Genomic DNA, 14611 nt, shown 5'->3' with positions numbered 1-14611 from the left:
GATCGGCGTGGGTGGCGATGAAGTGGACGAGGATGCCAGCGCGCTACGGCAGTTCGATCGGTCCGTAGCGCGCGTGCGGCTCCTGCCGCATCAACGCGTCGTACCGGTCCGCTACCGAGAAGTGCCAGAACTCGGTTCGGTAGTTCGTAAAGCCTGCGTTCTCCATGGCGTTGAGCAGCAGCATGCGGTGGTGGCGCGCACGATCGCTGACGTTCGGGGCGTGAGTGAAGCAGGCACCGTCGCTCTCCTCGGGGGAGGCATTGACGCGGGTACCGAGGTCGAGTTCGTGACCGTCCTGGTCGGCGAGGGTTACGTCCACGGCCGCGCCCGCGGAGTGGGGCGCGATCTCCGGTGGTGACACGTACCGGCTGGCGGCCTGGTACAGCTGCTCAGCTGTCCAGTCGGGGTGAGCGGCGGCCAGCTCGTCCCGGTACTCGGTGAAGTAGCGCTGCTGTAGTGTCAGCGGCCGGTAGCCCTCGATGAACAGTAGGTCGGTGCCAGCGGGCAGGAGCGAGCGGGCGTGCTCCAGCCGAGCTAGGACGCCCTCGCGGACGTGGGCGAACGCGCCTAGCGGATCTTGCTTGCGGGGATCGACGCGGAAGCTGTGGTCACGCACGTCGACGAGCGGCTCCCCGCACTCGCGCACCGGGATCGCGGCGACCTGCGGATCGGACATCAACACCAGACTGCTCATCGAGTCTCCCTGCGACGGCTTGCACTGCGGCGGCGAGGTTGGGAAGGCAGAGGCCAGGTCGGTTTCGCCCACGATTCGCGCGATGGTGTCCTGCAGCGTGCTGTCGGCCGGGATCACGGTCTCCAGACCGCCGGGCAGCAGATCCAGCTCGCGGTACCAGGAGGCGAGGTGGCTGTCGGTGACTTGCGCCAGGTACGCGGCATCCGCCTTCGACGCGTGTCGGACAAACGTCGATTCCAGCGGCACGTCCAGGTAGTAGCAGTAGGAGACGCCGCGGTGGTCCCGTACCAGAGACGTGATCATGTGGCTGTAGCGATCGGCGTACAGGATCCCCTCAAGCACCACGTGAAAGCCGGCGTTCAGTGCTTCGCGTGCGATCCTCCCCAGCAGGGCGATGTTGGCGCCGCGCGCGGTGTCGTGTTCCCTGAGCACGTTCCGGCGGATCACGTCCTGGCCCACGATCGCGATACCGCGGCCGTAGTGATCTCGCAGGCCCTGGGCCACGCTTGACTTGCCTGACGCCGAGTTGCCGCGGATCACCACCAGGCGGGTGTCCTCACGGCCGGCCGCAGTTGCAGTGGGCACACGACGGTGTGCGCCGCTCGGTGTGCCGGTCATGCGGGCCATCCCGTCTCGCTGTACAGGTCCCCGTTCTGGATCTTTGCGATGGCTTGGCGGGTGTAGGAAACGAGGTTGTCGGGCAGCGCGGCGGGGTCCCAGAACTTCCACTGGGTGCACTTGTCCGGCTCGCGTAGTTCCGGCTCGCCGGTCCAGGTGCGAGCGCGGAAGAACAGGCCCATGCGGGGCCGGTCCCCGGCGCGGTCGATGTGGTGGACGACGTGGACGAGTTCGACGTCCTGGCGCTCGATGAGCAGGCCGGCTTCCTCCCGTGCCTCCCTGATCAGGCAGGTGATGGCGCTCTCCTGCTCGCAGTGGCCGGCCAGGACGTGCCAGGTGGACGGCGCGAACGCGGAGTCGGGGTGGCGCAGCCCGAGCAGCACCGTCCCGTCGGGCCGCTCCAGGTAGAGGTGGACGCCAATGACGTTGAGGACCGTGCCGTGCGGGGCAGCTGGGCGGCGCTCGTGCGATGAGAGTCCGCTCCGCGACGCAGTGCTGGGAGCGCTGGCCGGGCGGCTGGCGGCGTGGCGCCGTACGAGGTCGCTGGTGGTGTCTGCGATGCGCAGGCGGTGGAGGTCGTCGGGGGCGAACCAGGCCAGCATCACCCCCTCCGTCAGGCGGAGGCCGCGGGGGTCGCCGTTCCAGCGGCCGGCGTAGATGGCGATGGGCACGGTCGCGCCGGCGTCGTCGGAGGCGTACTCAGTGCCGAACGGTGTCAGGTCGGCGATGTCGAGGCTGGCTTCCTCGGCCAGCTCGCGCCGCACGGTGTCTTCCAGGGTGGCGTCCTGGGGCTCTCGGCCACCGCCCAGCAGGGACCACATGCCCGGCTCCCAGATCCGGCCGGGGAAGTAGTCGCGCAGGTGGAGCAGGTACTCGCCGCGGTCGTTGTAGATCAGGGCGGAGGCGTTGGCTCTCTCCGGTTCGGTCTCCGGCGTGAGCTTGAGCAGCTTCTCGCGCAGGGAGGGGGAGGACACCCGGTCCACGGGCCGCCACTCGATGCCGCCGACCTCTTCTTCCTGCAGCACCAGCGGCACCTCGGTCGTGGTGCACAGGCGGAAGAGGAACCGGAGGTCGAAGTGCTGGTGGCCGGGTTCGCCTTTGCCCGGGCGGGCGTCGATGTCGTGGATGTCGATGTCGAACGGCACGGCCTCGTAGCCGGGCCACGGTGTCACGGCCTGGGGCGGGATCCCGGTCTCCTCGTGCAGCTCCCGCAGCGCCACCCCTGCCAGGGACTCGTCGGCGGGCTCGGCGTGTCCGCCGGGGGCGAGAACCTTCCCGCTCGCCAGGTGCAGCACGTGCAGGACACGGCCGAGCGCGTCGACGACGATCGCGCCGCAGGTGACGTGTCCGGTGAAGGTGGAGCGGCTGGCGATGTCGGTGGGACGGTCGAGGGCGTCCAGGAGGCCGCCGAGCTGGTCGCGCTCGTGAGGGTGGCGAGCGAGGTAGGTCTCGACGGTGGTGCGGATGTGGTCGTGCGACAACGGCATGGGGCTACCTCAAAGGGGCGTGGAGCGGGACGTGTTGAGGCGGGATGCTCGTTCGGGTCAGGTCAGCCGCATCCCCTCCGCCGGGATCTCCTCGATGGCGGCGGGGAGAGTGGTGGGCAGGCCCCACCGCTCTCGTGCCGTCTCCGCCGCGAGCTGGGCTTGCCGCGCTCCGGGCGGGCCCCATCCCAGCAGGGCGGCTGCCTGGGCGGGGGTGGCGAGCAGGCGGGCGAAGGGGTGGCCGGAGGCGGGGTCGACGGCCGTCGGCCCGATGCCGCTGACACGGGCGGCCAGGCGGAGCCGGGCGTTGGACCCCACTCCGCCGTAGACCTCGCCGGTCTCGTCCAGCACCCAGCCCAGTCGCACCGGATCGGCCAGGGTGAGCTGGCCTTCCTCGGCGGCTTCGCGGTGCAAGGTGTCCTCGGGCGTCGCATCGGTCGTCTCCACGGTGCCGCCGGGCAGCATCGGCAGCGCACCCCGCGGGCCGGGGTCGGCCACCAGGACGACCCGGCCGTCGGGGACGAAGCACCACGCCCAGGCTTGCTGCACGGGCAGCCGCTCGGGGACGGGGCCGCGGTGGAGAGGGCTGTCCCACAAGGGCCGGTAGCGGACGTGGACGTCATGACGGTCCAGCGCCGGGACGTCGAGGATGTGCCGGCCGTCGGCGAGGTGAGCGGTGGCGGTGTTCCCGAGCCGGGCACGGTAGGCGGCGAGCATAATCTGCCCGTCCACGGGGCGCAGCCGCTGCACTGCGTCTCGGGTCTCCAAGAAGGCGAACTCGGACAGCTCCTTGCGCGGCAGGCGGATCGCCTCCACCTGGTCGGGGGTGAGGGTTCCTCCGTCGAAGACGAACCGGACCTCGCCGGGGCAGTGCGTGCCGGGCTGAAGGTCGGGGTGGTGCGGGGAGAAGGAGTGGACGGCGAGCACGGCTGACAGGGTCAGGTCCGTCAGGCCCAGTTCCTCGGTGATCTCGCGTCGGCAGGTGATGTGCGGGTGTTCGCCGGGTTCGACGACGCCTCCGGGCAGCAGCCACGAGTCGTCCTTGCGGTAGGTGGGGTGTACCAGCAGGACCCGGCCGACCTCGTCGGTGATGATCGCGGCGGCGCCGAGCCATGCCGCATGCCGCTGCGCCGCGGACAGAGCGGCACGCGGTGTGACGTGATCCGAAGGCGAAACGGGAGAGGACACGTAGCTCTGCCTTTCACGACAGTGGACGGGCGAGTGCAGCGCAGACCGGCGAGGGTGATCAGGGGGTGTCGCCGCTCATCCGGCGCTGCAGCTCCCACAGGGTCCGGAAGAGACCTGGTTCCTGGGTGAGCTGGGTGTAGGTGCCTTCCTGGACGATCTGCCCTTCGTCCAGGACCACGATCCGGTCGGCGACGGCCACGTTGGTGAGGCGGTGCGTGATGAGCAGGATGGCGCGGTCCTTGGCCAGTTCGCGCAGGCCGGCGAAGATCCGGTGCTCTGCGCGGGCGTCGAGGGCGGCCGTGGGTTCATCCATCACTAGCAGCGCCGCCTGCCGGTGGAAGGCGCGTGTGAGGACCAGGCGCTGCCACTGTCCGCCGGAGAGTTGCTGTCCGCCGAACCACTCGCTGGTCAGGAGGGTGTTCAGGCCGGAGCGGAGGCCCGGCAGCATCTCGGCGGCGCCGGACGCCTCGCATGCGGCGAGCAGTGCTGCGTCGCTCGTGTCGCCCTGCCCGAAGGTGATGTTGTCGCGCATGGTCAGCGGAAGGTACGTGAACTTCTGCGGCACCAGCGCGACGTGCTCCCACGAACCCCATGGGTCCAGGTCCGCGGTGGAGGCGTGGTCCCAGGCCACGTCGCCTTTGGTGGGCAGCAGCAGCCCGCACAGCAGGCGGGAGAGGGTCGTCTTGCCGGAGCCGTTCTCCCCGACCAGCGCCACGATCTCCCCGCGCCGCACGTGCAGGGAGACGTTGCTCAGGCTGTCCTTCGGGGCGCCGTCGTAGCGGTAGGTGACGTCGCGGACCTCGAAGCGCTCCGGGGCCGCGGTCACGGGCGCGGTGCCGCGGGAGTCGGTCATGGCCTGGCCGTGGGCGTTGTCGAGGAAGTTCTGCCAGTCCTGCACGTACCAGCCGGTGCGCACCAGGCGTGCCCCGCCGTTGATGATGCCGCGCACCGAGCCGGTGGCGGTCTGGAGGGCGAAGACGGCGCCGCCGCCTGCGGCCAGGCTGATCCGCCCGGAGGCCAGGAGCCACAGCAGCGCCGCCCACACCGCGGTCGAGGCGATCCCGCCGGCCACTGCTCCGGCCAGCCCCATCCAGGCACCGGTGTTCGCGGCCTTGCGTTCGGCCGCGTTGACCGAGTCGGCCAGCTTTCGGTACCGGCGGATCAGGAAGGGGCCGGCCAGGCAGGCGCGCATCTCCTCACTGGACTCCTGATAGGCCATGTGCCAGCGCAGTTTGCCCAGCATCCTGCGCCGCCCGGAGGTCTCCAGGCCGGCGAGGTAGAGCACGCGGGCAGAACGGACATAGGCGGCGGCTTGCGGTAGGCAGGCGAGGAAGAGGAGGGGAAGGAGTAGGGGGTGCAGGACGGTCAGGACGGTGGCGCCGGCCGCGAGTGTGGCGGTCGCCGCGAGGACGTCTTGCGCTTCTTCGACGAGGTCGGGGGTGACCTGGGCGCCGCGGTCGGCGATGTCGTAGGCGTCGTTGTAGCCGGGCTTGTTGTTGGCGGCCAGTTCCGCGCCGAGCGCGGCCTCGATCATCGTCAGCTCCGCTGCCCGGCCGAGCACCGGGCGCAGACGGCCGGTCAGCCAGACGACGGTGATGCCCAGCAGCGCGCGCAGGCCGGTGGCGGCGGTGATCACGGCCAGTTGCGGGGCGGCGTCCCACAGCCGCTCGGTGATGTCGCCCGAGGAGATCAGCGCGGTGATCGTGCCCGTGACGGCCAGGAGGCCGAGGGCCGCGAGGACGCCGGTCGTGATCTGGCACACCAGCAGGCCGATGGTCGCGCCGCGGTCCACGCGCCAGGCCATCTGCACCGAGCGCCGCACGAGCGAGGGCAGGCGCCGCGCCATGGTGCGGGAGGTCAGCAGGGATCCGGCCTGGAGCCTTGACTCGTCGCGGTAGAGGTATTCCTCCTCTCGAACACTGGTCTCCTGTGGTTCGTCGTCCGGCGCGGTCCCCTTTGGTGGTTGCGGCGGCTGGTCCTGTGTAATGGCCGAGGTCATCGTTCCCCCTAGGACGGTCGCTGCGGCAGAGTCGTGAGGTCTAACGACACGGCTGCGATATCGAACACACGTCATTCGGTCGTGCTGGGGAGCCCGCAATTTCCTGCGTGAGGGAACGCCGCGGTTGCGGGATCCCTGGTCTGGCTTGGAGCGGCTGCGGGCAGGGGATGGCCGAAACGCCGACACCGCCAAACAGCCTGGGCAGTACGGCGGGTTATCCCGGTCGTCCCCTCCTAGCTGGGATCTGGTTCGGCTTGCAGCAGCCTTTCCAGCTCTGTCTCGGCGTGGGCGACCGCGCCTGTCAGAGCCTCATGGTGGTGGGCGGATAGGACGCCGGATCCCAGTCCGGCTGCGGCAATCACCGCGTTGAGCGCGTCTGTCGCCCGGTCGTCCAGGGCGGCCGCGGCGACGGGGTGGTGCAGTGCGTCTCGTGCGGCGTAGGCGTCGAGTCGGGCGACGCTGACGAGGGAGTCGAGTACGCGGGCGGCGTGTCGTCCTGTGCGGTCCAGTTCCAGGGCTGACAGGGCCGTCCGGGTCTGGAAGGCGGCGGTCGGCGGATCGGGGTGGGCGAGGAGCTGGACGGCTTCATCAAGGGTGCGGTCGAGGTCGGGTTCAGGGACGGGGGTGTCTTCGGGCCGGCAGTGGGCGTGCAGGAGGAGGGCGATGGCTCTCTCCCAAGGCTCCGTGGGCTGGGTGGTGTCGATCAGGTCGCGGGCCTGCTGGTCCAGGCCCTGCTCCATCAGGGCCATGATCTTGATCTGGCGGCCGTCGAGAAGGCGGTTGCCGATGCCGCGGTGCTGGGCCATGGCGTTGGCGGCCTCGGTCCACCGGCCGATCCGGGCGAGCGCGCGGGCGCCGTCCACGAGCAGGGTGACGTACAGCTCCTGGCACACCGTGCGGTGGTCCTCGTCCGTTCCGGTCAGGGTCGAGAGGTCGACGGTGCGGCCGTCGATCTCGGTCTTCTTCCGCTGCCGCGCGGCGTGGTTGAGGCGGACCAGCAGGTCGTAGGCGGCCTTACCCTGGCCGTCGCGGGTCAGCAGCCGGGAGAGGTTGACCAGGGGCATCAACGACATGACGGTGATCGGTCCGCTGAGGCGTCCGGCGTCGGCGAAGACCTGATGCTGGCGCCAGCACAGGTCGGCGGCCAAGTCGGGCAGGCCGACGTCGGAGGCGATGAGCGCGGCGTAATTGAGGACCCCGCAGGCGCGGGCCACCAGGTCGTGGTGGCTCGCACCTGCGGGCGCGACGGTCAGCCCGGTGAGGTGGTTGATGCGCTCCTCCAAGGGGAGCGCGGGCGCCTTGGTGCGGCGGACCAGGGGGATGCGGCTGGCTATCGCGGGGATCACCGGCTCAGCCTGTGCGCGCCCAGTCGACGACGAGTCGGCTGTAGGGCTTGTCGACGACGAAGCGGGCGTCGTCTGCCGTCAGCCGGTCACGGGAGTCGGCGACGGCCATCCGGAAGCCCGGTTCGGGGGCGTCGTTGCCGCCGGTCGCGTCCCAGGCGCGGATCTCGCTCACGACGCGCTCGGCGAGGCCGGCGCCGCCCTCACCGTGGCCGATCACGCCGACCTCCCAGTACCGGCCCTGCTCGTCCTCGCCCTCACGGATGGTCAGGTACGCGAGCGACCCGGCGTCGAGGGCGGCCATGGAGCCCCACCCGAAGTGCGGGGTGAACCCGGGGCGCTGGCCCGGCAGGCGGGAGAGGCCGTTGGGCAGCACGCAGGCCAGGTACAGGTACAGCCACTCCCATGCCGATCCCTGCCGGAACTTCACCCCGGTGTAGATCTTGGTTTGCCGCTGGTCGAGGACGCAGCGGAGCGCGTCGCGGTCGACGTCCTGCTCACTGAACGTCTCCAGGCGGACATTGCCCTCGCCGGCCATCGGAACGAGGGTGTACACGTCGTCGCAGACGCCCTTGCGCAGCGGGATGAAGGTGGCCATCTCGCAGGAGACGGTCTTCCACGTGTCCCCGTCGCGTTCGAAGGCGAAGCTGCGGGAGATGCTGCCGCGGATGCGCATCGGCAGGACCAGGCGCCCGCCGGGGGCGAGCTGGTCGAGGATCTTCACGGGCACGTCGCCGGCACCGACGGTGAAGATGATCCGGTCGTAGGGGGCGTGCTCGGGCAGCCCGGCCGCGCCATCGGCCATCACCGCGGTGGCGTTGCCGACGCCAGCCTCGGCGAGGTGCTTGCTCGCGCCGGCGACGAGGTCCTGGTCGACGTCCAGGGTCCACACCTGCCCGCCGGGAGAGACGATCTTGCCGAGGAGAGCGGCGTTGTAGCCGGTGGCGGCTCCGGCTTCCAGGACCTTGTGACCGGGCTGGGCGCCGAGCTGTTCGAGCTGGGTGGCGACGATGGACGGTGCGGAGATGCAGGAGATCATCTCCCCGTGCTCGTCGTGCTTGATCGGGACCGCGTCCTCCTTGTACGCGGCTTCCAGGTCGACGCCGGGCAGGAAGGCGTGCCGGTCGGTGGAGCGGAAGGCGTCGATGGCCGCCTTGCTGCGCAGGTGGCCGCTGTCGACGAGTCGCTGGGCGAGGGATTCGCGCAGCTCGTTGGGGTCGGTTACGGGTGTCACGGTGGTCTCCATTCGAGGGAGGCTAGGGTCCGCGGAGGCGGACTTGCGGGTAGACACGTCAGCTCCTTCTCCGGTGGAGAAGGCGACGTGACGGCCGAGCCACGCGGTGGCGGCCTGCGTCTGGGCAGGCACGCCCGCGCGGTTGAACGCGAAGATCGCGTGATGGGCGATGACGCCCCGGATTCCGCGTATCAGTCGGCCGTCGGCGGCGAGCCGGCGCAGGCGGTGGCCAGCGTCCTCGAACGCGGCGACGCGCTCGACCCAGCCCGCTTCTGCTCCCGGGCGCAGAGCGGCGTCGGCGTTCATCAGCCGCCGCATCGCGGAGACAGCCCTCTCCAGCGCAGGCCCTTGGGGCGGGGTGACGGGGGGCCGCAGGGCAGCCCACCGGGCCCACACGTCTCCGGCTTCGAACGGGTCCAGTCCGGCCCCGCGGATCATGGCGGACAGCAGCATCACGCTGCGCTCGCGGGCGTGGGGGTCGCCGGTCTCGGCGAGCGCGGCCGGGCTGTCGGCGCAGAACACGTCGTGCGCGACGTCCATGGCCTCGGGCCCGCCGAAGGCGTGCGTCTCCGGCTCGTAGATCCCGCCGACCCAACCGGTGATGACCTTCTCGGCGACGAGCTGCTCGAGCCGGTCGGTAACGGGCTGTTCGGTTCGCAGGCGCACGCCGGCGTCCTTGCGGAGGAAGTGGAAGCGGCGTCCGACCAGAGCGGTCGCCAGGGCGCGGGCGGCGTCGTGGCTCTGAGCGGGGAAGGCCACGGAAGCGTGCCACCATGATGTGTCCGCGGGGATCGGCAGGTTCTCGTCGTCGAAAGTCATGGGGAACTCCTTGCGATGCGGGGCGGGGTCAGGTGAGGAGGAGGGCGCGAGTCCAGCCGGTGGTGTCGGTGGCGTTCAGGGCGAGTTGGGCTCCGGCTCGGCCTTCCATGAATCCGGGCTTGGGAAGGTGCTCCCAGTCGGCGGCCAGGCGTCGGTGTAGGTCCTGGATGATGGGGGCGAAGCGTTCGGGACTCGTGCTGTCGGAGGCGACCGCGCGGGTCAGAGTCAGCAGGCCGGCCCAGCCGTGGCACAGGGTCGAGTCGGTGATTTGGGCGAGCCGCACTGGGTCGGTCAGGATGGCCTCGACGGTGTCTTCGGCCGCTTGGCGCCGCGCAGGGGCGCCGAGGGCGAGCGCGGCGAGTTGTTGGGCGCGGGCGATGCCGGGTTGGCCGTAACACCAGGACGGGCGGGCCGGTTCCGCCTTGGGAGGCTGGTCAGCGTCCAGATGCGTTGCGGTGGACCAGTAGTGGGTGCCGTGCCGGTCGAGCCAGGTCGCGAACGTGCCGACCGCCTCCACTTGTCCGGGGACGCTGACTCCGGCGCGCAGGGCGAGGGAGAGCACAGCCAGGGGACCCGCGATGCCGTGAGCTATGCCGTTGTTGCCGTGTCCGCCGGCCATCTCCTTTCCGTCGGGGCCGACCGGCGACCACCACCCGGGCACGACCCGGCCTTCACCGCGGGCGGGGAGCGCGAGCGCAATGAGACAGGCGAGCACGTCGGGCAGGCGGGCCGCGAGCGGGCGCCGGGACAGCAGCAGGGCGGCGAGCCCGGTCAGCCCCCGGATGAGGTCCCATTCGGCGAGGTGGGGCAGCCCGCCGGTCGTCTGACGGCGGTGGGCTGCGGTGAGCCGGGCGTCCACGACGCGGTCGACGGCCGCGCGGACGTGGTCGTCAGCTCCGTGGGCGCGGGCCAGGACGAACTCCAGGGCGGGGGCGCCGTGGAACAGGCTGGCGTTGCTGCCCGTGCTCACGCCCTGGGCCGTGGCCTGGGTGAGGTGGCGCCGGGCGGTGGGCAGGTCACCGCGCTCGATGTCGAGCAGGGCCATCCCCAGGGCGCCCTCGGACAGGTCCTGCGTGCGGGGCACGGTGGTGGTCATCGGCGCCTGGCCAGGGGAAGGACGATGCTGTGGGCCCGGCCGTCGATCCACCCGTCGGCGTCCGGAGGGGGCGCGTCGTGCAGTGTGGCGATGCCGAAGGGGCTGGCGTCCAGGTGCGCGCGCAGAAGGTCCAGGTCGACGTCGCGGGTGAGGTCGAGGGGCAACTGCTGGTCGTCCTCGGCGAGCAGTACCCGCTCCGGCACCCGGAACCGGGCCCGCCAGGCGTGGAGTTGGTCCGCCCAGCGCTGGAGTGTATCGGTGCGGGCAGGCAGGGTACGGCTGCGGATCTTCCATCGAGCGGCGGTGAGAATGGTGCGCCGGTAGGTGAGGGCCGGGGTGAAGGGCAGGGCCCAGGCGGCGCCCCAGTCGAACCAGGTCACCTGCGGGGACGCGGCCCGGCTGATCTCGCCGAGGAAGCGGGCCATCGGCGGGGTGTAGTTGTTCCACAGGAAGTTGATCGCGGTGGGGGCCAGCAGCTCCAACCGCTTTCCTGTGGAGGATTCCACCAGCTGGGGGCGGCCGTCGGCGACTGTGACCGAAAGATCGCGGGGGAACAGGACATTTGGGCCGGGGTGGCGGAATTCGCCGACGCTGACGACGCGGGGCAGCGCCTGCGGCGCGCGAGTGAGCAGGTCGGCCGACACACGCCCGGCGTGGAACGAGAGCTGCGCGAGCTCCGCCTCCGGATCGACGGTGGGCAGGTGGGCGTACGTCGCCTCGGTGCCGGGGAGGAGGTGCCAGAACCGTCCAGTCATCGATCCGGCCGAGCGGGAAATGGTCAGAACGCGCAGCCGGAAGTGTCCTCGGTCCAGGGCCTGAATGGAGGACGCGTGGACCTGTGCGGCCAGTTCAAGGTGGGGCGCCAAGTCACGAGGCTTGTCTCCGGCCGCTGCTTCGAGTTCCTCGATCACCACGCCGGTCAGCGCGACGGTGCGGTCGCCCTCCGCGGCTGCGGTGCCGGCCAGCTCCAGCAGCAGGCGGTCGCGCCGGGACATCGGCCGGGGCGGTTCGCTCGCCGTGACGAACCCTGCCGGGAAACCCACGCCTCGGTCGGGGTCCGTGGCCACCTCCACCGGCACGGTGGTGTTCTCGCCGTAGTGCTCGGTGAACTGCTCGATCCACCGGAGCCACGTCGGCGTTCCGTTCGGATGAGTGGCCAGGCGCGCAAGGATGGTCGCCGCGGTCTCCGCCTCGGTCAGCACCTGCTCGGGCAGCCGCACGTCGGCGTCCAGCCGCAGGTCGTACGCTGCCCGCAGGCCGACTGCCTTGGTGCGCGCCGCAGGCGGTAAGACGTCGGTGGGGTCGGCGATGGTGGCGGGCGCACGCAGCGAGGAGCGCAGCAGCCGCACCCGCAGCAGTTCGCCCAGGAGCCGGTGGCATGCCGTGTCGCTCACGGCGGGGAACTCCGCGGCCAGCTTGTCGGCCAACTGGCGATAAGCGATGGGAGATCGGGCCAGGTCAATCACGAGACGCAGCGCGGGGCTGAGGGCGAGGCGGAATTCGGCGTCGCCCTCGGACGGCACGTGGATGTGCTGGTCGCGCTGCCGGATCAGCGTGTTGACGCACACCTCCGTATCGGCCATGCGCGCGGCGTCCTCTTCCCAGACACCGAGCATCTCGTCGAGACCGACCGGGTCGGGGCGAGCGACGGCCTGATGCTCCTCGCCGAAGCGCACGGCTGTTGCCTGGGCGAAGCTGAGCGGGGCGACGCCGGCGAACAGGCCATAGGGGGTGGAGCGGCGCGCATAGCGGATCGCGTAACGGGCCGTGGCCAGCGCAGCCCGGCGCATCCGACGCACCTTCGGCGTCCGGCCGTCGATGATGGCCTGCACCTGCTCGGCCAGGTGAGGGCTCGCCTCCGACACGGTCCGGCGAAAGTCGGTATCGGACCACACCGCGCTCAGCCACGCGCGCCACTGCTTCACGGGCCCTGTGGACGCCGGCCAGGGCGGCATGGCGGGCTCGGTCACGTGCACCGCGGCACGCAGCATGGCCTGTCCCGCGCCCTCGTACAGGCTAGGCCGTTGCCGTGTCATCAGCGCTCTCCTCATCTTCTGGCGTGACGGGCGGGGGCAGGCCGAACGGGGAGAGCCCCCGTCCGGCCCGCGCTGCCGGCATGGCCCGGCTTACGAGGTGGTGCAGGCGCTGGGGCAGGAACTGCCGCAGGTGTCGCCCGTGCTGCACATCAGGACCGTCTCGGTCGCCGGCGTGCCCTCGATGAAGGTGATGTCGAGCCCGAACGGGTCGTCATCGGTCTTCACGAGGTCCGCCTGCGCGGGAGCGGCCGGCCTCTCGGCCTGGATGGCGGTCATGCATGCCTCCTAGGAGTGGTGGATGGTGCGGAATACCGAGGCCCGGTCGGACCCCGGAGTTTGCTGCCAGACGGGGAGGGCCGGCGAAGCCGCCTGCGCCGTGATGTCTGGGAGTCCGTGTGTGGTCCGTCAGGCTGCCGTGGGCTGGGCCTGCGGATGGTTCTTCGCGGCCTGGTCCAGCACCCTGGTGAAGTGCTCGGCGCGCTCGTCGCCCTCGGCCTCTTCGGCGCGGAGGTCGCCGAACCGGTTCCAGTACCGGCGGCAGACGTCGCTTTCCATCAGCTTCGACGCGTACCACGGCAGATGCCCAGCAAGAACGAAGCCGAGACGATCGCGCAGGCTGAGCATGCAGACGAGCTGGTTGGCGTTCAGCAGCTGCATGTACTCCTCGACGTCCATGTCCTCCGGCGTCCAGAGCTTCGCGAGGTCGGGGTTGGTGGACACCTGCGCCAGCCAGTCGAGCTGGTTCCGAGCGAGGACTGCATCGCTCCGCTCGGCCTGGTGCCGCGCCTCCTGCCTGTACCGGGCGGCTCCAACCACGGCGGTGGTGAGGGAGAGGGCAGCACCGGCGGCGAGGACGGCGGTGGTGAGCTTCATGGGTGAACGGTCCTTTCATAGGGCGGGGTTGTGTACGAGCGTCCGTCTGGTGATGAGGCCAGGGCTCCGTTCAAGCGGCCTCCGTGAGCACGACGGCCAGGGCGTCTTCGGCGCGGTGACCTGGGGCGTATCGGCGACGCACCGTTTCCAGGGCAACGGCGATGGGCGGCAGCCCGACGGTGGCCCTTCGCTCGTCCAACGATTCCGGCGCGCGCAGCGGGCAAAGTTCGATGCCATCGGCTCGGAGGAGGAGTTGGGTTCCGTACTCCTGGTCCTGCCCCTTGTTGATCAGAGCGCGGTCGTACAGGTGAGCCCAGTGCTGGATGAGCGCATCGTCGGCCCTGACCGCACGCTCCAGCAGGGTGGTGGCGGCGCGCTGGAAGTCGGGATCGTCGTCGCTGTGAAGGGCGATGCTCCACGCGGCGCGGGCGGCGGCAGGGCCGACGAGGCGGTGACCGGGCCAGTCGTGCTCGGCCAGAATGCGGCGCAGGACCTTGGTGTTGGCGTGATCGGCGTGACGTCCCTGGCCAAGTTGGACGGCATCGAGCTGGTTGCGCAGTCGTTTGGCCCGGTGCGCGGCCGACTCCGTCGCGCGGGCGATCAGCTCGCGGGCGAGGTCGGGCCGCTGTGGTCCGGCGGTCGTCATGCGCTGCCCCGATCATCCGGGGCGGCCTGTGGCTCGTGGACGCGGCAGCCGATCAGCGCGCTCAAACCGGACCGGGACTCGGCGGCCAGTTCGAGACGGGCGACTCGGTCACCCCCTCGTCCTGGGCCGGATCCTTGTACATCCCAGCCCATGTCGGTGAGCCGACGCAGGAGCGCGGCGATGGGCTCGGCTTCCAGGGCGTGTCGGGCCAAGGTCTCGGTCCGTACGAGCGGGAGGTCGAGCCGGGCGGCGAAGTCGGATGCCCAGAGGGTGATCAGCCGGAGGATGTCGTCGGGCTGGCCGGGCAGGGTGTGGACGCAGCCCAGGAAGAGGCACGGGCCCTCGCCCCATCCGAGGCCGGGGTCGCGCTCGGGGATCATGCAGGCCAGCAGCTTCCCGTCCTCGAAGAGGCCGGCTGGCCTCGTCTGCGCGTCGAGGAAGAGAGCCGGGATGTCGGCTTGGGCGGGCACCGGGAGGCTGCGCATGGTGAGCCAGTGCTGGCGGTCCTGCACGAGGGCGGCAGCTTCCTCGCGCTCGGCGTCCGTGTGTAGCGTGCGCACCTCGTATATGGCGACCAGGGG

The 14611-nt window shown here is 70.9% G+C and carries 12 protein-coding genes; all 12 read right to left on the bottom strand.

The features are described 5' to 3' along the window. Positions 1-43 precede the first annotated feature (43 nt). The gene (locus OO68_RS47995; protein ID WP_245237310.1) at positions 44-1312 is read right to left on the bottom strand and encodes a M15 family metallopeptidase; all 1269 of its coding nucleotides are present in this window, start codon (positions 1310-1312) and stop codon (positions 44-46) included. Continuing rightward, positions 1309-2799: an NUDIX domain-containing protein gene (locus OO68_RS36230; RefSeq protein WP_033313625.1), complete on the bottom strand. Its 1491-nt coding sequence runs from the start codon at positions 2797-2799 to the stop codon at positions 1309-1311. The genes OO68_RS47995 and OO68_RS36230 overlap by 4 nt, the downstream gene beginning before the upstream one ends. Positions 2800-2856: 57 nt before the next feature. Then, positions 2857-3984 (bottom strand): NUDIX hydrolase, encoded by a 1128-nt coding sequence (locus tag OO68_RS36225; RefSeq protein WP_033313624.1) that lies wholly within the window; start codon positions 3982-3984, stop codon positions 2857-2859. A 58-nt stretch (positions 3985-4042) separates the two neighbouring features. Next, positions 4043-5983: an ATP-binding cassette domain-containing protein gene (locus OO68_RS36220; protein WP_033313623.1), complete on the bottom strand. Its 1941-nt coding sequence runs from the start codon at positions 5981-5983 to the stop codon at positions 4043-4045. A 233-nt stretch (positions 5984-6216) separates the two neighbouring features. Next, entirely contained in the window at positions 6217-7329 is a 1113-nt protein-coding gene (locus OO68_RS36215) for a hypothetical protein (protein WP_033313621.1), read from the bottom strand. A gap of 4 nt (positions 7330-7333) precedes the next feature. Continuing rightward, positions 7334-9379: a methyltransferase, FxLD system gene (gene fxlM, locus OO68_RS36210; protein ID WP_033313619.1), complete on the bottom strand. Its 2046-nt coding sequence runs from the start codon at positions 9377-9379 to the stop codon at positions 7334-7336. 28 nt (positions 9380-9407) lie between these two features. Next, on the bottom strand, positions 9408-10475 hold the full coding sequence (locus tag OO68_RS36205) for a lanthionine synthetase C family protein (RefSeq protein ID WP_033313618.1): 1068 nt from the start codon (positions 10473-10475) through the stop codon (positions 9408-9410). After that, on the bottom strand, positions 10472-12511 hold the full coding sequence (locus OO68_RS36200; protein WP_245237308.1) for a lantibiotic dehydratase family protein: 2040 nt from the start codon (positions 12509-12511) through the stop codon (positions 10472-10474). The genes OO68_RS36205 and OO68_RS36200 overlap by 4 nt, the downstream gene beginning before the upstream one ends. Before the next feature lie 90 nt (positions 12512-12601). Further along, positions 12602-12787, bottom strand: coding sequence for an FxLD family lanthipeptide (locus tag OO68_RS36195; protein WP_033313617.1), 186 nt, complete (start codon positions 12785-12787; stop codon positions 12602-12604). A gap of 129 nt (positions 12788-12916) precedes the next feature. Then, positions 12917-13384 carry a DUF6082 family protein gene (locus tag OO68_RS36190; RefSeq protein ID WP_033313615.1) on the bottom strand — a complete coding sequence of 156 codons (468 nt, stop codon included), beginning with the start codon at positions 13382-13384 and terminating at the stop codon, positions 12917-12919. A 70-nt stretch (positions 13385-13454) separates the two neighbouring features. Then, on the bottom strand, positions 13455-14030 hold the full coding sequence (locus tag OO68_RS36185) for a DUF6624 domain-containing protein (protein WP_033313614.1): 576 nt from the start codon (positions 14028-14030) through the stop codon (positions 13455-13457). Next, a complete protein-coding gene (locus OO68_RS36180; RefSeq protein ID WP_033313726.1) occupies positions 14027-14599 on the bottom strand; it encodes a hypothetical protein in 573 nt (190 codons plus the stop codon). The genes OO68_RS36185 and OO68_RS36180 overlap by 4 nt, the downstream gene beginning before the upstream one ends. Between the last annotated feature and the right edge of the window lie 12 nt (positions 14600-14611).

It is taken from the genome of Streptomyces iakyrus (assembly GCF_000717055.1).
GTDB classification, from domain to species: Bacteria; Actinomycetota; Actinomycetes; order Streptomycetales; family Streptomycetaceae; genus Streptomyces; species Streptomyces iakyrus.
This window is presented reverse-complemented; position numbering and strand designations above follow the sequence as displayed.